Below are 19,320 nucleotides of genomic sequence, written 5' to 3' on the forward strand. Positions count from 1 at the left end.
GGGTCGTGGTCGGTGGTTGGGGCGGACGGGTGGCCTGTGCCGATGGATGAGTACATGGCGCAGCTGCGCGAGCTGGAGGCCGACGTCTCGGCCCTCGAAGCGCTGGGCGTGACCGTCATCGACGCAGTGCCACCGGGCGTCCGTGGAAAGAGCTGGAGTCCAGCAGATTTCGAACAGGAGGAACTGGAGCGATGATGAATTACCTGGCCCACCATGAGACTGCCATGTTCTGGGGATGGATGCTGGCGTTCGTGGTCCCTGGCGCGGCACTGCTCAGGGCCGCGCTCTGGCCGCAGCGAATTCCTCCGGAGACCAGCGTGGGTGCGATCAGAGCACGGATCGAACGGGAGCGATGGGCCGCCGCTGCCGACACGATACGAGCGCGGCCGGTGACAGACGCAAGGCCCGCCCGAAGGCCAATATCGCATCGCATCGCAACCTGATTGATCACTCCCAGACAGACGAAAACCCCGCCGGGACCTAGCCGGCGGGGTGTTCGCGTGTTCAGGGTATGCGCCCGGCCGTGGACGTCGGCCGTGTCCGGAGCTGATGGTGTGCCCTCGGCAGGATTCGAACCTGCGACACCCGCTTTAGGAGAGCGGTGCTCTATCCCCTGAGCTACGAGGGCTGACGGCCCGGCGGTGGCCGGGTCGTGGGGAGTCTACCTGGTGGGGTGGCGGAGGGGCGCATCCGCTCGGGAAGGTGGGTGTGAGCGGGGGTGGGGTGGGTCAGCGGCCGGTGGGGTGGGATTCCTGGTAGGCGGCGGGGGTGAATTTGGTTGTCTTCCAGCGGTAGAGGAGGGTGGCGCCGGGCCAGTTGTTGGTGATGCGGCCCGAGGCGTTGCGGTACCAGCTGGAGCAGAAGTTCCAGGGGGTGTCCTTCAGGCGGCGCTGCAGCCAGGCGTCCCAGGACTCGTCGGCCTCGGGGGTGGCGGCCAGGGCCAGGCCGGGGCGGCGGGACAGGTACTCGACGACCTGGCGGATGTAGCGGGACTGGGACTCGAGCATGTAGATGATCGAGCCGGAACCGACGTTGGTGTTCGGGCCGTACATGAGGAACAGGTTCGGGAAGCCGGGGACCGACATGCCCAGGAAGGCGCGCGCGCCCTCGGGGGACCACTCGTCGGCCAGTTTGCGGCCCTGCAGGCCATAGATATTCATGGGGGCCAGGAACTCGGTGCCCTTGAAACCCGTGCCGTAGACGATGACATCGACCGGATGCTCAACGCCATCGGCGGTGCGAATCCCATTGGGGGTCACGGCTTCGATGGCCGTGGTCTCCACGCTCACATTGGGCTGCGACAAGGCGGGGAAATACTCGTTGGAGAACAGTCCGCGCTTGCAGCCGGCCGCGTAATCCGGAGTCAGCTTGGCGCGCAACGCCGCATCGGGCACCTGCTTGTCACGGTGCCGGTCGGCGATCGCGATCACCGGGGTCTTGATGGCGGGGATATCGGTGAGCGCCAACGCCATCACCTCGAAGAACGCCCAGATGGCGAAGCGTTCCGCCAGCCGAGCACCGGGCACGTGCTCGAACAGAGCGTGATGCACCGGCGTGTACTCGACGTCGAACTTGGGCAGCACCCAGGCGGCCGACCGCTGGAACAGGGTCAGGTGCTCGACCTTCGGCTGAATCGCCGGAATGTATTGGATGGCACTGGCTCCCGTGCCGATGCAGGCGACCCGTTTGCCGGTGAGATCCACCGAATGATCCCATTCGGCGGAGTGGAAGGCCGCACCGGTGAAGGAGTCGATGCCGGGCAGATTCGGCATGGCGGGACGGGACAGCTGGCCGACCGCGGGGATCAGCACGTCGGCCACCCGGGTGACGCCGTCGGCGGTGCGCACCCGCCACAGGCTGCCCGCCTCGTCGAATTCGGCATCCACCACCTCGGCCCCGAATTCGATCTTCGACGGCAGCTCGTGCTTCTCGGCGACCGTCCGCATGTACTCGTGGATGTCGCGCTGCTGCGAGAACCGGCGCGGCCAATCGGACTTGGGCTCGAACGACCACGAGTACAGCGGCGACGGCACATCGCAGGCCGCGCCCGGGTAGGTGTTCTCCCGCCACACCCCGCCCAGGTCGGCGGCCTTCTCCAGAATCGTGAAGTTGGTCAGGCCGTGGCGCTGCAATTCCAGTGCCATGCCGAGTCCGGCGAATCCGGCACCGATGATCAGAATGGACGGCTCTCGCTGCATATCAGCAACGGTAGGGCGCATTCCCGCTGGTCATGCAGACATCGCCGGTCAGTGAATCGGTATTTTCGGCCACATCGGTTAGCCGGTCGGCTCCGGGATGCCGATCGTTGCCCAGCGACTCAGCTCACCGCCCACTGTCCGGGTCAGTGAGCGCCGTCTGACCTGCGACGCTGTCGCCGACTGGACAGCCCGGTGTCGCACTCCCTATATTCACGGAAGTTCTTGCTCCAATTTGCTTGTCCTGGTTAGTGATTGGCTATTCTGCGCCGCCGCAGGGGGCGTCGTCAGCGAGTCGAAGTCGCTGATCAGGACCGCGGAACCGGCTGGTCGTCGTGTTGGGCGGCGGACGGTCGGTAACGGGCTGCGGACGACGAGGGTGGGGTTCGTCGTCCGCAGCCCGAGTCTTCTCGCGGGGCCCGTTCACGCATGTCCGAATTCGGCTAGGCTCCCGGAAGTGACTCAGTTCACGTGACTCGTAGGTACGTGCAAGGAGCGGTTGGGAAATGTTGAGCACCATGCAGGACGAGCAGCTGTCACTCGCGACACTGCTGCGCTACGCCTCCACCTTCCAGGGCGACAGTCATGTCTCCACCTGGACCGGTGACGGATTGCGCACCCAGACCTATCGTGAGGTCGGCCAGGACGCGGCCCGGCTCGCCAATGCCCTGCGTGACCTGGGCATCGGAGTCGGCGACCGAGTCGGCACCTTCATGTGGAACAACAACGAGCACATGGTCGCCTACATCGCGGTGCCCGCGATGGGCGCGGTGCTGCACGCCCTGAACATCCGCCTGTTCCCCGAACAGCTGGTATTCGTGGCCAACCACGCCGAGGACCAGGTCGTGATCGTCGACGGCTCGCTACTGCCGATGTTCGCCCAGTACCTGCCCAACCTGAAGACGGTCCGCCACGTGATCGTCGCCAATGGCGACGCGGCCGCACTCCAGGCACCCGAGGGCGTCACCGTGCACTCCTACCGCGAGCTGCTCGACGCCCAGTCCGACAGCTACGACTTCCCGGTCATCGACGAGCGTTCCGCGGCCGGCATGTGCTACACCTCCGGCACCACCGGCGACCCCAAGGGCGTCGTCTACTCGCACCGCTCCAACTGGCTGCACGCCATGCAGGTGATCTCGCCCAACGGCATGGGCTTCGACGCCGCCGACACCGTGCTCGCCATCGTGCCGCTGTTCCACGCCAATGCCTGGGGCATCCCGTACGCCGCCATGATGTCGGGCGCGAATGTGCTGATGCCCGACCGCTTCCTGCAGCCCGCCCCGCTGCTGGAGATGATGGCCGTCGCCAAGCCGACCTTCGCCGCCGCCGTCCCGACCATTTGGGGCGGCGTGCTGGCCGGACTGCAGGCGCAGCCGCAGGACATCTCGCACCTGCGCACCTGCGTGGTGGGCGGCGCGGCGGTGCCGCCGTCGATGATGCAGGCCTTCCAGGAGCGGCACGGCGTCAAGCTGCTGCACGCCTGGGGCATGACCGAGACCTCCCCGCTGGGTTCGGTCGCGCACCCGCCCGCCGGCGCCGAGGGCGACGAGGCCTGGAGCTACCGCTACACCCAGGGCCGCTTCCCGGCCGGCGTGCAGGCCCGCCTGGTCGCCGACGACGGTTCGGTGCTGCCCAACGACGGGGAATCGCTGGGCGAGTTGGAGGTTCGCGGCCCGTGGATCACCGGCGCCTACTACTCGCCTTCGGGCGGCGAGGTCGACCCCGACAAGTTCCACGACGGCTGGCTGCGCACCGGTGACGTCGGCAAGATCAGCCCCAACGGCTACCTCACCCTGGTCGACCGCTCCAAGGACGTCATCAAGTCCGGCGGCGAATGGATCTCCTCGGTCGACCTGGAGAACGCGGTCATGGGCCACCCCGCCGTCGCCGAGGCCGCCGTCATCGGCATCCCGGACGAGAAGTGGGACGAGCGCCCCCTGGTCGCCATCGTGCTGGCCGACGGCTCCGCGGCCAAACCCGAAGAGCTGCGCGACTTCATCGCCCCCAAGTTCGCCAAGTGGCAGCTGCCCGAACACTGGGCCTTCATCGCCGAGGTCCCTAAGACCAGCGTCGGCAAATTCGACAAGAAGCGCCTGCGCGCCCAGCACGCCGACGGCTCCCTGACCGTCGTCACGCTGGCCTGATCTACTGGCTCCACTCGTGTGCGCTCGCCGAAATGTGCGGGCGCACACGAGTTTTAGGTGGGCCGCCCGATCCGGCCATCTGGCTGCGCGGAGCGGTTCCGGTCGCGGTCGCGGGTCCGTACGGTTAGTTTGAGGGCAGATGCCCGCAATCTGCAGGGGCGGACGAGGAGGTCCGGGGTGGAATCGAATATGGGTGGTCGCTCATGACATTCGGGCTGATCAAGGCGGTGGGGGAGCGGGCCTATCTGGAGGCGGAATCCGCGCGGCTGGCCGTGGGGGCGGGGCTCGCACGGGTGGAATCGCCGGTGGCGCTGGTGGCGGCGGCCACCGCGATGCTGCGGTACGGGACCTTGGCGGCCGGGCTCCGGTTGTCGGCCGCGCGATTCGGCGGCCGCACCGCGGTCATCGACGAGTTGGGGGAGTTGACCTTCGCCGAGCTCGAGGACCGCTCGAATCGGCTGGCCAACGCGTGGCGCGAACGCGGGCTGAAACCCCGTGAAGGCGTGGCCGTGCTGGCCCGCAATCATCGCGGCCTGCTCGACGCCATCTTCGCCGCCGCTAAGTGCGGGGCCCGGATCATCCTGCTCAACACCGATTTCGCGGCGCCGCAGATCCGCGACGTCGCGTCCCGGGAAGGCACCGACCTGCTCGTCTACGACGACGAGTACGCCGACCTGCTCGGCGAGGTGCGTCCCAAACGCGGCAGCTACCGGGCCTGGACCGAGCAGCCGCGCGAGGACAGCCTCGAATTCCTCATCGCCACCAGCTCACCCGACGCGCCGCCCGCGCCCGGCGCCGAGCCCAAGATCATCCTGCTGACCAGCGGCACCACCGGCACCCCCAAGGGCGCACCGCGCGCGGAACCGAAATCGCTGCTGTCGCTGGGCGGTCTGCTGTCGAAGGTCCCGTTCCGGGTGAACGAGGTGACCGAATGCTGCGCCCCCATGTTCCACACCCTCGGATTCGCCTGCGCCGTACTGACCCTCGGCTTCGGCTCCACCCTGGTGATCCGCCGCCGCTTCGACCCGCAGGCCGCTATCGACTCCATGGCCCGGCATCGGGCCACCACCGTCATCGCGGTGCCGGTGATGCTGGCCCGCATGATGGACCTGGGCGGGCAGGCGCTGGCCGGGCGTGACCTGTCCGCGCTGCGCATCGTGTTCGTGGCCGGGTCCCAGCTGGGCGCGCAACTGTGCACCGAGGTGACGGCCGCCTTCGGGCCGGTCGTCTACAACCTGTACGGGTCGACCGAGGTCGCCTACGCCACCATCGCCACCCCCGCCGATCTCGCCGAAGAGCCAGGCTGCGTGGGCAAACCGGTCCTCGGGGCGCGAGTCGAGATCCTCGACGACCAGGGACGCGCGGTGCCCAACGGCGCGACCGGCCGCATCTTCGTCGGCAACAGCATCCAGTTCGAGGGCTACACCGGCGGCGGCACCAAGGAATTCGTTCGCGGCCTGATGTCCTCCGGCGACGTCGGCCACTTCGACAGCGCCGGACGGCTTTTCATCGACGGACGCGACGACGACATGATCGTCTCCGGCGGCGAGAACGTCTTCCCCGCCGAGGTCGAGGAACTGCTGTACACGCATCCGGCGGTCCGGGAAGCGGCCGTCATCGGCGTCACCGACGAGCAGTTCGGCGCGCGCCTCAAGGCTTTCGTCGTCGTCCACGACGGGCAATCCTGCACCGAGGCGCAGGTCAAGGAATTCGTGAAGGACAACCTGGCGCGCTACAAGGTGCCGCGCGAGGTGGTCTTCCTGACCGAACTGCCCCGCAACCCCACCGGCAAGGTGCTCAAGCGCAAACTCCAGGAGGTCTGAGCCGCCCGGGCCGTATGCTGAGCATCGCAGTACGCGGTCGAGCAAGGGGAGGAACAGGTGCCGGGGGCAGGCAATCTCGGCCACTATCGGCTCGTCGAGCTGCTCGGGCGGGGCGGTATGGGTCAAGTCTGGCTCGCCGAGGACACCCGCCTCGAGCGGGAAGTAGCCCTGAAACTGCTGCCGGCCGAACTCGCCGAGGACGAGGACTACCGGCGGCGATTCGAACGCGAGGCCAGGCTGGCCGCCCGGCTGCGCGGACCGCACGTGGTGCCCATCCACGCCTTCGGCGAACTCGACGGCCGCCTCTACATCGACATGGAGCTGATCGACGGCTCCGACCTGGAAAAGACACTGCGCGAGGAAGGTTCGCTGCCGCCCGCGCGGGCCGTCGACCTGGTCTCCCAGGTCGCCGCGGCCCTCGACATCGCGCACCAGGCCGGCCTGGTGCACCGGGACGTGAAGCCCTCCAACGTCATCACCCTGCCCAGCGGATTCGCCTACCTCATCGACTTCGGCATCGCCCGCGGTGTCGGCCAGGCCACCATCACCGGCACCGGTGTGGCCGTGGGCACCTGGGCCTACATGGCGCCCGAACGCTACTCCGGCACCGAGGACCTACGCTCGGACGTCTACTCGCTGGCCTGCCTGCTGTACGAAACCCTCACCGGCGCGAAACCTTTCGCCCACGCCGACCCGGTCCAGCAGATGGCCGCGCACGTGACGTCCGAACCACCCCGGGCCAGCGACCGCAACTCCCTGATCCCCGCCGCCCTCGACGCCGTCATCATTCGCGGCATGGCCAAGGACCCGGACCGGCGCCACCCCAGCGCGGGCGCCCTGGCCGCCGCCGCCCGCGCCGCCCTGGAAGCCGCGCCCGCCGTGCGCCCGGGCCCGCCCCGCCGCTCCGACCCCACCACGAAATGGGATGACGGAGACCGCTTCCCGAGCCACGGTTCGACGTCCGGCCCGCAGTTTCCGCCCTATACCCCGCCGCCCGGCCCTGCGGCGCACGCCCGCCCGGCAGTCGCGCACACGCCTTCGCCCCAGCGTGGAACCCCCTCTGGCGCAACCCCTCCGCCCAGCCGAAAAAGCACGGGCGCGACAGCTTCGCCGACCGGAGCTCCGTCGAGCGCGGCGCCTTCCCCGAGCCGCATGGGCGCCGGTGCGACGCCACCGAGCCGAATGGGCATGGGCGAAACGCCTTCTCCGACAGCAACCCCCTCGGGAGCGACACCTCCGCCGAGCCGTATCGGCACCGGTGCGACGCCGGCGGGCCCGGTTGGTGTGGGCGCCATGCCGCTGCCGACCGGAATGGGTTCCGGAACGACGCCGCCGGCGACGGGCATCGGCCAGGGCGCGGCATCGCGGCCCGGCGGAATGAGCTCGGGCGCAACGCCTCCACCGAGCCGAATCGGTTCCGGTGCGACGTCTTCGCCGACCGGCCCCGGTGCGGGAGCGATTCCGGCGCCGAGCGGAATGACGCCGGGTTCCACTCCGCTGCCCGGCGGGATGGGGGCGGGCGCGGTTCCGTCAGGCGGGATGGCGGCGGGCGCGATGCCGCCGCCCGGCAGAGTGGCCGCGGGCGCGACGCCGCCACCGGGCGGCCGGTCCGCGGGCCTGCCGAATCAGCCGGGCGGTATGGGTTTCGTGTCGCAGTACGCGCCGGGATACGCCGCAATGGCCGCGAAACCGGTGCAGCGGCGCGGGATTCGGCCGTGGCAGCCCGTGTGGTGGGCGGTGCTGGGGCTGTGCTTGCTGTTCTTCGCGATCATGAGCGCCGGCGTGCTGGCGGTGACCTTCGCCGAGGGGTTCGGGGATGTGGGCACGACGGTGATCGCCTACGTGATCTTCGTCGGGCCGCTGCTGGCGTTCATCTGGGTCACGGTGCTGGAAGTCCGCAGGTTCCGCGCACGCCGGCGGTAGCGCACCGGCCCGGTGCACGCGATTCGGCGCGGCCGGGTCGCGGCCGCGCCGAATCGGGTTGGGGCACTCAGCAGTTGCGCAGTTCCGGGCTCTGGTTGAGCAGCTGGGCGCGGGTGGAGATGAAGGTGGAGTAGGTGTCGCCGCCGACCGAGGCGAGCGGGAAAGCCGCGACCCGGTGGCAGTTCTGGAAGGCGAGCTTGATGCCGAAGTGGCGTTCCAGGCCGCCGCGGATGGCATCGGAGGCCATGGCGCGCAGCAGCTGACCGCGGGCGGTCTCGTCCGGCGGCGGAATGGTGTTGTCGGCGTATTCCGCCGTGCCGGAACGCAGATCGGCCGCTACCCGGCTGACCACCTCATAGGCGTAGGGCAGCGAGTTGCGGACGCATTCGACGAACTCTGCGTCGCTGACTTCACCGCGTTCGGCGCGCTCGAGTAGTGCGGTGGGTACGTCGAGTGACATATCGCTCTCCTCATGGGATGGCGGAAGGTGTCAGCCGATTGTAGATGGAATCCGTTGTCAATAAGTCTGGATTCGCGACGAAAGTGCCCGTTCCAGAGCCTTTTTCGCGTCCGCGGTCAAGGTCCGCACCAGCTCGCCGGCCGGTAGCTCCGGTGCCAGTGCGTGCGCTTGACCTGCCCAGAGGTTCACCGCGTCGGCATTGCCCTCGGCGCGCGCGGCGGCCCGCAAAGGCCCGGTGGCGTAATGGATCTCGGGATAGGCGACCGGAGCGTCGGGGTGCTCCAGCATGAATCGGTTCCGCAGCCCGCGCGCCCGGCGGCCGGTGAAGGCTCGGGTCAGCATGGTCGGGGTGTCGGCGGTGATGGCTTGGCGGATCAGTGGCGCGGTCCCGGCCTCGGGGCAGCGCAGGAACGCGGTGCCGAGCTGCGCCGCCGCCGCGCCCGCGGCCAGTGCCGCCGCGACCCCGGCGCCGGTCGCGATGCCGCCCGCCGCCACGATCGGTGCGTCCACGGCGGCGCGCAGGAGTTGCAGCAGGGCCAGCAGCCCCAGCGGGTCGGTGGCATCGTCGGCGGGATCGTCGACGAAGACCCCGCGGTGCCCGCCGGCCTCCGCGCCCTGCGCGATCAGCGCGTCCGCGCCGGCGGCCACGGCGTGCCGGGCCTCGGCGACCGACGTGACCGTCACCCACACCTCGGTCCCGGCCGCGTGCAGCCGCGCGATCTCCGCGCTCGACGGGCAGCCGAAGGTGGTGGACACGACGGCAACGGGGTCGGCGACCAGCAGTTCGACCTTGGCGTCCCAGTCGTCGCTGTCGTAGCGCGCGTCGCCGACGGGGAAGTCCGCGGCCAGTTCCCGCACATATGTATCGAACCGATCGGTCGGACTCGGTTCGGACGGATAGAAGAGATTGACCCCGAACGCGCCCGTGGTCTGCGCGCGGGTGGCCGCGATCCGCGCGGCCAGGTCACTCGCGGACAGATACCCCGCGGCAACGAACCCGAGACCACCCGCATCGGTCACGGCGGCGGCCAGTTCCGGGGTGGACGGCCCACCGGCCATGGGCGCAAGGACGATCGGCGTACGCAACTCGTCGAGAACCATCTCACCAGTGTGCGCTTTCGGTTACGGTTTGTGATCAAGGGTTCGAGGACTCGAGCTGGCGTTATCGCACAAAAGGTTGCGAAATGGTCACGAGCGAGTACTGTTTCCATCACAGCGATGCCGAATCGTTACCGGACCCTCCGAGCGCTAGGACTTGCAGTGCCGCATCACCGAACGACCGCGAACTCCGTAACTGTCATGGATTTGCTTGGTGATTCCGGTGCTGTCCGCACTGGCACCACCTCGCGCAGGCGGCACCGGGCCGAGTCCTCCACCGGCGACCGCGTGAAGAACGCCGCGGGTGTGGCCGTCGCCGCGGGCGCCCTGATCGGCACCGCGACCCAGCTGGTCCCCGCCCTCGCGCACGCCGCCCCGCTGCTCCCCACGCACGACGAGAAGACCGCCGCCATCGGCGAGGACGTCGTCCCCATGGCCGACTCCACCGAGCTGAAGCAGGCCAAGGAGATCGCGGCCCCCATCGCCGAGGCCGCCCCCGAGGTCCCGGTCGCGGCCCCTGCGCCGAACCCGGCCCCCTTCGGCCTGCAGAACCTGCCGCCGGAGATCTCCGCGCCGCTCGCGCAGGCCGAGCAGACCCTCAAGAACCTCCAGCAGCAGCTGGCCCCCGCCCCGGGCGTGGTGAAGCCGGTCGACGGCCAGCTCTCCTCCGGCTTCGGCATGCGCTGGGGCGCAATGCATTACGGCATCGACTTCGCCGACCCGATCGGCACCCCCATCCACTCGGTGATGGGCGGCACGGTCATCGACGCCGGCCCGGCCTCGGGCTTCGGCCTCTGGGTGCGCGTCAAGCAGGACGACGGCACCACCGCGGTCTACGGCCACGTCAACGACATGTACGTCAATGTCGGCCAGCGCGTGAACACCGGCGATGTCATCGCCTCCGTGGGCAACCGCGGCAACTCCACCGGTCCCCATCTGCACCTCGAGATCTGGGACGCCGCCGACAACAAGATGGATCCGCTGCCATGGCTAGCCAGCAAGGGCGTTCTCATGCAGCAGCAGTGGGGACCGGACCAGTAGATCGTTCACCGTCCCCGGCGACCGGGCGATTCCCGGACCGGCGCGTGCCGGTGGGTGCGGTGACGACACTGGACGAACTCTTCGACCCTGCCTCCGTGCACGGCCGCTCCTACGCGCTGCTCGTGCAACACCCGCGTTCGACCGCGCTCGAGGTCGCCGAGCGACTGACCGTGCCGCCGCGGGTGGCCGAGTCGGCGCTGGAAGCGCTGTGCCAGCTCGAGGCCGTGGTGCGGCTCACCGACGGCAAGGGTGTGGTGCGTTTCGACGCACACGCGCCGGAAGCCTTGTCGGAGGCCGAGACTCGCCGCCGCAATCAGGACATGCTGCGCATGCAGTCGGCCGCCGCCCGCCTGGGTGAGACCTTCCGCTCGGTGCGCCGGACCACCGACGCCGACGGCGCCGTGGTCGCCGTCTACGAGCGCCGCCAGCTGCTGGCCGACTTCGAGGACCTGCAGCACACCGCGCACACCAACGTGAAAGTGGTGGAACGCGGCCCGTTCCTCTCCGATGTGGAGACCGAGGAGCGGATGTTCGAGCTCAAGACCTCGCGCATCGCCGCCGGCATCGACTACCGGACCCTGTACCAGGAGACCATCTACCAGGACCCGGAGCGGCTGCGCCACGTGCTGGCCACCAATGCGGTTGGCGCGCAGGCCCGTACGCTCGCCGACCCGCCGATGAAACTGATCGTCGCCGACGACCGCCGCGCCGTGCTGGTACTGCACACCGACGAACGCCGCGGCGACCCCATGGGCGTGCGGGTCGGTCCCTCACCCACCCTGGACCTGCTGGTCAAGACGTTCGACGCGTTGTGGCTGACCGCCACGCCGATCTCGGTGAATCCGGCCGAGGCGCTCGACGATCGCGACAAAGCCATCCTCACCCTGATGAGCATGGGCGCCACCGACGACACCATCGCGCGCCGGCTGGGCCTGTCGCGCCGAACGGTGGTGCGCCGCACCGCGAGTCTGCTCGAACGACTCGGCGCGAGCACCCGATTCCAGGCCGGTGTGCAGGCGACACGCCGCGGCTGGCTGTAGCGGTCTGTGGCGCAAGTCACCTCATAGCAACACTTGTCGCTGGTCAGCGATATTCATCATGCATGGCTGCTCGGGGCACTTCGCGAGCATCGATATGATTGACCGCATCCGCTTGACCTTTTGACGTCCCGGGAACAGACGTCAGTTTTCGTGGGTCCGCCGAGTGTCTTCGGCTGCGGAAAAGACCAACCCGAGAGGTGAATGCACACGTATGGATACTGTCCGTCGTACAGCTCGCGGTACTCGTCGGCGTCGGTCCGGCAGCCCACTTTTCGGACAGTTGCTCACCGCGGCGGTCGAATCCGCGGGTGACGCCGTCGCCATCCGGTTCAACCCGACCGGCGATCCCGCCGACCAGCGCGAAATCAGTTACCGCGACCTCGACGCCCGGTCCTCGCAGCTGGCGCGCGAGCTGATCGCCCGCGGCATCGGCCCGGGCGACATGGTCGCCATCGGCATCACCCGCTCCATCGAGTCCGTGCTGTCGGTCTGGGCCATCGCCAAGACCGGCGCCGCCTACGTGCCCGTCGACCCCGCCTATCCGGCCGACCGCATCGAACACCTGCTCACCGACTCCGGCGCGGTCCTGGGCCTCACCACCCGGGAGTACCGCGCCGCGCTCGGCACCGCCGCCACCTGGATCGAACTCGACGATCCGGCGCAGGCGCAGCGCGTCGCCACGCACCCCGACCACCCCATTTCCTACGCCGACCGGTCCGGCACGCTCACCGAACAGCACCCGGCCTACGTCATCTACACCTCCGGTTCCACCGGCAAGCCCAAGGGCGTGGTGGTCACCCACACCGGCCTGGCCGGGCTGGTGGCCGCCGAACGTGAGCACTACGGCGTCACCGCGGACGCCCGAGTGCTGCACGTCTGTTCGCCGAGCTTCGACGTCTCGGTGCTGGAACTGCTGCTCACCTTCACCGCCGGCGCGACCCTCGTCATCGCGCCCGCCGGTGTCTTCGGTGGCGTGGAACTGGCCGAACTGCTGGGCCGCGAGGCCGTCACCCACGTGCTGATCACGCCGGGCGCGCTGGAGTCGGTGGATCCGTCCGGGCTGACCGAACTGACCACCGTGGTGGTCGCCGGCGACAAATTCGGTCCGGAACTGGTGTCGCGCTGGGCCACCGGTGAGCGCTCCTTCTACAACGGCTACGGCCCCACCGAGGCCACCATCCTCGCCACCTCCAGCGCCCCGCTGTTGCCCGGCGAGCCCATCACCATCGGCACCGCCATCGCGGGTGTCGGTGCGTACGTGCTGGATTCGCGGCTGCGCCCGGTGCCGGACGGCGTGATCGGCGAGCTGTACCTGTCGGGTCCCGCACTGGCACAGGGATATAAGGGCCGACCCGGCCTGACCTCGGAACGCTTCGTGGCCAGCCCGTTCGGCGAGGCCGCCGAGACGCCGGGAGCGCGGCTGTACCGCACCGGCGACCTGGTGCGCCGCAACTCCGCCGACTCCGAGCAGCCGGGTGTCATCGAATACCTCGGCCGATCCGACTTCCAGGTCAAGATCCGCGGCCTGCGCATCGAACTCGGCGAGATCGACAATGCGCTGAGCGCGCACCCGGACGTGGATTTCGCTGCGACCCTGGGCAAGACGCTGCCGTCGGGCGCGACCGCGCTGGTCTCCTATGTGCTGCCCCGCCCGGGCGCGACCCTCGACACCGCGGCGTTGGCCGAGCATGTCGGCGCGTCGCTGCCCGCCTACATGGTGCCCACCGCGCTGGTGGTGCTGGACGAGATCCCGCTGACCCCGGTCGGCAAGCTGGACCGGAATGCGCTGCCGGAGCCCGTGTTCGCGGCCCGGGCGTTCCGCGCCCCGACGACCCGCGCCGAGGAAATCATCGCGGAAGTGTTCGCCGCCTTGCTGATTCCGGACAACCCGGACGCTCGGGTCGGTGCGGACGACGACTTCTTCGAACTCGGCGGCAACTCGCTGCTGGCCGCCCAGGCCGCCGCGCGCATCGGCGCCGCACTGGGCGTGCGCGTTCCGGTGCACGTACTGTTCGACGGCGCGACCGTCGCCGGACTCGCCGCGCACCTCGACGGTGTGGCCGCCCCCGCCGCCACCGGTCCCGCGCTGGGCTCGCTGCCCCGCCCGGACCGGGTGCCGCTGTCCTTCGCACAGCAGCGCATGTGGTTCCTCAACCGCTTCGACCCCGGCAGCGCGGTCGACAATATGCCGCTGGCCGTCCGGCTCACCGGCACGCTCGACGTGGACGCCATGCGCGCCGCCGCCGCGGACCTGGTCGCCCGCCACGAAGTGCTGCGCACCATCTACCCCGAGGTGGACGGCGAAGGCTTCCAGCTGGTGCTGCCCGCCGCGGATCCGCGCGCGCTGCCCGAACTGCCGGTCACCGACATCGCCGCCGCCGACATCGCGACCGCCGTGGCCGAGGTGGTCGGCGCGGGCTTCGACGTCACCGCCGCGCCGCCGCTGCGCCTGCGCCTGCTGCGGCTCGCGCCCGACGAGCACGTGCTGGTCGCCGCGATCTATCACATTGCCGCCGACGGTGTCTCGATCGGCGTGCTGGCCCGCGACCTGGTCACCGCCTACGCACAGCGGATGAACGGCGCCGCGCCGCAGTGGGCCCCGCTGCCGGTGCAGTACGCCGATTACGCGGTGTGGCAGCGCGCGGCGCTGGGCAGCGAGGACGATCCGGACTCGCCGCTGGCCCGCCAGATCGCCTACTGGCGCGACACCCTCGCGGACCTGCCCGACGAACTGGTGCTGCCGTGGGACCGCCCGCGCCCGGCCGTCGCCTCCTACCGCGGCGGCAACCACGCCTTCCGCCTCGACGACGAGATCTACACGGCCGCCCGGCGATTCGCCGAGACGCACAACACCACCCTGTTCATGGTGGTGCACACCGCGCTGGCCGTCCTGCTGGCCCGGCTGTCCGGCACCCGCGACATCGCCATCGGCACCCCGGTCGCCGGGCGCGGCGAAGCCGAACTCGACGACCTGATCGGCATGTTCGTCAACACCCTGGTGCTGCGCAGCGACATCGACCCCGCCGCGTCCTTCACCGACCTGGTGGCCACGGTGCGCGAGCAGGACGTGCGTGCCTTCGGCCACGCCGACGTGCCCTTCGAGCGCCTGGTGGAACTGCTCGACCCGGCCCGCTCGCAGGCCCGCAACCCGCTGTTCCAGGTCATGCTGACCTTCCAGAACATGGCCCCCACCCGCCTGGAACTGCCCGGTCTCACGGTGGCCGGTGCGGACCTGGAGATCCCGTTCGCCAAGTTCGATCTGCAGCTCACCCTGCAGGAATCGCACGACGAGCAGGGCGACGCGACCGGCATGGCCGCCGAATTCTCCTACGCCATGGACCTTTTCGACGCCGCCACCGTCGCCGAGCTGGCCGCCCGCTTCCAGCGGGTGCTGGCCGCGGTGACCGCCGACCCGGCCGCGCCGGTCGGCGACCTCGCGCTCTTCTCCGCCGGCGAGCGGCAGCGGGTGCTGAACGACTGGAACGCCACCGCCTTCGACGTGGCCGCGACACTGCCCGAAGGCGCTGCGGCGACCCTGGTTTCGCGCTTCGCCGCCCAGGTCGCGGCCACTCCCGACGCCGTCGCACTGGTCTTCGCGGACGAGACGCTCACCTACCGGCAGCTGGCCAAGCGATCCAACCGGCTCGCGCGGCTGCTCATCGCCGAGGGCGCCGGACCGGAAACGCTGGTGGCCCTTGCCCTGCGGCGCTCCACCGAACTGGTCGTGGCCATGTACGCGGTGCTGCAGACCGGTGCGGCATACGTGCCGCTGGACCCCGACCAGCCCGCCGACCGTATCGGCCACATCCTCGACACCGCCCGGCCGCGACTGCTGCTCACTGCCGCGGCCGACGAATTCGAGCCCGGCACACGGAATATGGTGACCCTTGCCGTCGAACGGGCCGAGGCGACGGCGCGGGCGCACAGCGGCGGCCCGATCACCGACGCCGAGCGCATCCGGCCGCTGCGACCCGGCCACGCCGCCTACGTCATCTTCACCTCCGGCTCGACCGGTCGCCCCAAGGGTGTGGCCGTCGAGCACGGCGCGATCGTGAACCGCCTGGTGTGGATGCAGCACGAGTACGCGCTCACCGCCGACGACGCGGTGCTGCAGAAGACTCCGGCCACCTTCGACGTGTCGGTGTGGGAGTTCTTCTGGCCCTTGCAGACCGGTGCGCGTCTGGTGGTCGCCAAGCCGGACGGCCACCGGGATCCGGTGTACCTGGCGCAGATCATCGCCGAACAGCGCATCACCACCGCGCATTTCGTGCCGTCCATGCTGTCGGCGTTCGTGGCCACCCTGGACAACGACAGCGAACTGGCGCACGCGGGTCGCGGTCTGCGTCAGGTGTTCGCCTCCGGTGAGGCGCTGCCCGCGCCCACCGCGCGGCAGCTGCGCGAGCTGACCGGCGCCCGCCTGCACAACCTGTACGGACCCACCGAGGCCGCGGTCGACGTCACCTACCACGAGGCCGTCGACGCCGACACGGTGTCGATGCCGATCGGTCGTCCGGTCTTCAATACCCGTGTCTACGTGCTGGATTCCCGCCTCAACCCGGTCCCGGTCGGCGTCGCGGGCGACCTGTACCTGGCCGGTGTGCAGCTGGCGCGCGGCTACGTCGAGCGCCCGGACCTGACCGCGGACCGCTTCGTCGCCGATCCCTTCGGTTCCGGCGAACGCCTCTACCGCACCGGCGATCTCGTGAAGTGGAACGCCGACGGTGAACTGGAATACCTGGGCCGCACCGACTTCCAGGTGAAGCTGCGCGGTCTGCGCATCGAACTGGGCGAGATCGAGGCCGCGCTGCTGGCGCAGCCGGGTGTCACGCAGTCGGTGGTCGTGGTGCGCGCCGACGCGCACACCGGTGACCAGCTGGTCGGCTACGCGGTCAGCGCGGATGCCACCCCCGAGGAGCTGAAAGCCGGCCTGGCCCGGTCACTTCCGGCCTACATGGTGCCCAGCGCCATCGTGGTGCTCGCGGAGTTCCCGCTCAATGCCTCGGGCAAGCTGGACCGCAAGGCGCTCCCGGCCCCGGTGTTCGAGGCCAAGAGCTTCCGCGCGCCCTCGACCCCGATCGAGGAGATCGTGGCCGGCGTGTTCGGCGAGCTGCTCGGCACCGACCGGGTGGGCGCCGACGACGACTTCTTCGAACTCGGCGGCAACTCGCTGATCGCCACCCGCGCCGTCGCACGGATCAACGCCGCACTCGACACCACCGTGGCCGTGCGCGAGATCTTCGAGACCGCAACGGTTTCCGGACTCGCCGCCCGCATCGTGCCGGGCGCCGGCACCGGCGCGCGGCCGCCGCTGGTGGCGGGGGAGCGGCCCGCCCGCGTCCCGCTGTCGCTGGCGCAGCAGCGCATGTGGGTGCTCAACCAGCTCGACCCGGATTCCCCGGTCTACAACATCCCCATGGTCATCCGGCTCACCGGATCCCTCGACGTGCCCGCGCTGCGGCACGCCGTCGAGGACGTGCTGACCCGCCACGAGGTGCTGCGCACCCGCTACCCGGAGACGGCTCCGGGCGCACCCGCCCACCAGGAGATCCGCTCGGTCGCCGACGTGCTGCCGCACGGTCTCGAGGTGGAGCGGGCCGCTGACATCGGCGGCCGGATCGGCGCCCTGGTTGGCACCGGATTCGATGTGGCCCAGCAGGTTCCGGTCCGGGTCCGCCTGATCACCGGCGACGACCCGGACGATTACCTGCTGGTCCTGGTGGCCCACCACATCGCCGCCGACGGCGCGTCCATGGCCCCGCTGGCCCGCGACCTGATGACCGCCTACCTGGCGCACGCCGCGGGCGAGGCCCCGGCGTGGCAGCCGCTCGCGGTGCAGTACGCCGACTACGCGGTGTGGCAGCGCGCGGCGCTGGGCGTCGAGGGCGACGCCGAGTCGGCGGCCGCGGCACAGATCGGGTACTGGCGCGACCAGCTGGCCGGACTGCCGGATCGCCCGATGCTGCCGCTGGACCGGCCGCGCCCCGCGGTGGCGTCCATGCGCGGCGCGCTGCTCGACTTCACGCTGTCGCCGCAGGTGCACACGGGCCTGAATCGCCTGGCGCGCAGGCACAACGCGTCGCTGTTCATGGTGGTGCACGCGGCGGTGGCGGCCTGGCTGTCGCGGCTGTCGGGCAGCACCGACATCGTGCTCGGCACCGCGGTCGCGGGCCGCGGCGAACGCGCGCTCGACGATCTGGTCGGCATGTTCGTCAACACCCTCACCCTGCGCACCGCGGTCGACCCGGCCGCACCGTTCGACGAACTGGTCGAACGCGCTCGTGAGACAGACCTGTCGGCCTTCGCGCACGCCGACATCCCGTTCGAGCGGGTCTCCGAACTCGCCGCCCGCACCACCGCGAATCCGCTACTGCAGGTGGTGCTTTCGCTGCAGAACACCGAGACGCCGGTGCTGGAACTGCCGGCCCTCACCGTCGCCGCGGTCGAAACCGACCTGGCCACGGCCAAATTCGACCTGCAGATCAGCGTGGAACCGCGGCCCGGTGTGGACGGCGCGGCCGGTGAACTGGCCGTGATCCTGAACTACGACACCGAGCTGTTCGAGGAATTCTCGATGGCGTCCTTCGGTCGCGCCCTCGAACGGGTGCTCACCGCGGTCGCCGCCGACTCGCAGCTGGCGGTCGGCGACATCGAACTGCTCGACGCCACCGAATCGGTTGCGGTGCAGGAACTCTCGCGGCCCGCCCCGGAGCCGGCCGGTATCGGCATCCGCGGCGCCGCCCTGTCCCAGCTGCTCACCACCGCCGCCGAGGACGACCCGGACGGCCCGGCGCTGGTGTGGGGCGACGACGCGCTCACCTACCAGGAACTCGACGCCCGCTCCTCACGACTGGCGCGAGTGCTGATCGCCCGCGGCAGCGGCCCCGGCACCGGCGTGGTGCTGCGCCTGGACCGCGGCGTGGACCAGGTGGTCGCGGTGTGGGCGGTGCTCAAGGCCGGCACCATGCTGGTCCCGTTCGCCGCCGCCGAGACGCCCGGGCACGACGTGAAGGTCGGCATCACCGTCGGCGCCGCACCGGAAGGCGTACGCGGCATCGACTGGCTGGTGCTCGACGAACCCGAGACCGCGGCCGTGGTCGCGGCCGAATCGGCGCGACCGGTCACCTACGCCAACCGGATTCGCGCACTGCGCGGCGACGACCTGGCCCGGGTATCGGCGGACGGGGCGATCACCTACGACGACCTGGCACACGCGGTGGACCGCGCGCGGGGTCTGGACCTCACCTTCGAGTCGCGCACCTTCCACCACGGCGCCGCGGATTCGGCGCTGGCCATGGTCGAGGTGGTGGCCGCGGGCGCGGTCGGCGCATCGGTGGTGCTGGTGCCCGCCGAGCCCGGCGCGGAACTGTCGGACGCCCTCGCCGACGAGTGGGTCACCCACGTCTTCGCCGCCGCCGATCGCCTCGGCGAACTGGATCCGACCCCGCTCGAGGACCTTCGGGCCGTCCTGCTCGACGCCCCGACCACGGCCGCCGAGCCGTGGACGCAGGCCGCGACCGTGGCGGTGCTGCCGGAGTAGCGAAGTCGGGTCACCCGAGTAGCGGGGGTGATGCTGCCGCGATTGCGGCAGCGTAGCCA

10 protein-coding genes and 1 tRNA gene are annotated in these 19,320 nt (G+C 70.2%); 7 read left to right on the top strand and 4 right to left on the bottom strand.

The features are described 5' to 3' along the window. The first annotated feature begins 42 nt into the window (after positions 1-42). On the top strand, positions 43-195 hold the full coding sequence (locus ACYVKL_RS09335; RefSeq protein ID WP_379168380.1) for a hypothetical protein: 153 nt from the start codon (positions 43-45) through the stop codon (positions 193-195). A gap of 360 nt (positions 196-555) precedes the next feature. On the opposite strand, the gene ACYVKL_RS09340 is transcribed toward ACYVKL_RS09335, so the two are convergent. Both ACYVKL_RS09340 and ACYVKL_RS09345 read right to left on the bottom strand, forming a co-directional pair. Continuing rightward, positions 556-628 (bottom strand) — tRNA-Arg (locus tag ACYVKL_RS09340). Between the two features lie 100 nt (positions 629-728). Then, positions 729-2,198 carry a flavin-containing monooxygenase gene (locus ACYVKL_RS09345; RefSeq protein WP_379168382.1) on the bottom strand — a complete coding sequence of 490 codons (1,470 nt, stop codon included), beginning with the start codon at positions 2,196-2,198 and terminating at the stop codon, positions 729-731. 503 nt (positions 2,199-2,701) lie between these two features. Between ACYVKL_RS09345 and ACYVKL_RS09350 the strand changes: the two genes are divergently transcribed. The 3 genes from ACYVKL_RS09350 to ACYVKL_RS09360 all read left to right on the top strand — a co-directional run bounded on the left by ACYVKL_RS09350 (position 2,702) and on the right by ACYVKL_RS09360 (position 8,085). Continuing rightward, on the top strand, positions 2,702-4,339 hold the full coding sequence (locus ACYVKL_RS09350) for a long-chain fatty acid--CoA ligase (protein ID WP_379168384.1): 1,638 nt from the start codon (positions 2,702-2,704) through the stop codon (positions 4,337-4,339). Between the two features lie 203 nt (positions 4,340-4,542). Continuing rightward, positions 4,543-6,162 (top strand): acyl-CoA synthetase, encoded by a 1,620-nt coding sequence (locus tag ACYVKL_RS09355; RefSeq protein WP_379168386.1) that lies wholly within the window; start codon positions 4,543-4,545, stop codon positions 6,160-6,162. A gap of 57 nt (positions 6,163-6,219) precedes the next feature. Next, positions 6,220-8,085 carry a serine/threonine-protein kinase gene (locus tag ACYVKL_RS09360; protein ID WP_379168388.1) on the top strand — a complete coding sequence of 622 codons (1,866 nt, stop codon included), beginning with the start codon at positions 6,220-6,222 and terminating at the stop codon, positions 8,083-8,085. 67 nt (positions 8,086-8,152) lie between these two features. Here the strand turns inward: ACYVKL_RS09360 and ACYVKL_RS09365 are convergent, their stop codons facing one another. Both ACYVKL_RS09365 and ACYVKL_RS09370 read right to left on the bottom strand, forming a co-directional pair. Beyond that, the gene (locus ACYVKL_RS09365) at positions 8,153-8,545 is read right to left on the bottom strand and encodes an SCO5389 family protein (protein ID WP_213558091.1); all 393 of its coding nucleotides are present in this window, start codon (positions 8,543-8,545) and stop codon (positions 8,153-8,155) included. Between the two features lie 57 nt (positions 8,546-8,602). Continuing rightward, positions 8,603-9,646 (bottom strand): nitronate monooxygenase, encoded by a 1,044-nt coding sequence (locus ACYVKL_RS09370; protein WP_379168390.1) that lies wholly within the window; start codon positions 9,644-9,646, stop codon positions 8,603-8,605. A 198-nt stretch (positions 9,647-9,844) separates the two neighbouring features. On the opposite strand from ACYVKL_RS09370, the gene ACYVKL_RS09375 reads away from it, so the two are divergent. The 3 genes from ACYVKL_RS09375 to ACYVKL_RS09385 all read left to right on the top strand — a co-directional run bounded on the left by ACYVKL_RS09375 (position 9,845) and on the right by ACYVKL_RS09385 (position 19,261). Next, positions 9,845-10,684, top strand: coding sequence for a M23 family metallopeptidase (locus ACYVKL_RS09375; protein ID WP_213558089.1), 840 nt, complete (start codon positions 9,845-9,847; stop codon positions 10,682-10,684). 59 nt (positions 10,685-10,743) lie between these two features. Continuing rightward, the gene (locus tag ACYVKL_RS09380; RefSeq protein WP_379168392.1) at positions 10,744-11,724 is read left to right on the top strand and encodes a helix-turn-helix transcriptional regulator; all 981 of its coding nucleotides are present in this window, start codon (positions 10,744-10,746) and stop codon (positions 11,722-11,724) included. A 211-nt stretch (positions 11,725-11,935) separates the two neighbouring features. Beyond that, entirely contained in the window at positions 11,936-19,261 is a 7,326-nt protein-coding gene (locus tag ACYVKL_RS09385) for an amino acid adenylation domain-containing protein (protein ID WP_379168394.1), read from the top strand. The last annotated feature ends 59 nt before the right edge of the window (positions 19,262-19,320 follow it).

Source organism: Nocardia tengchongensis (assembly GCF_054781395.1).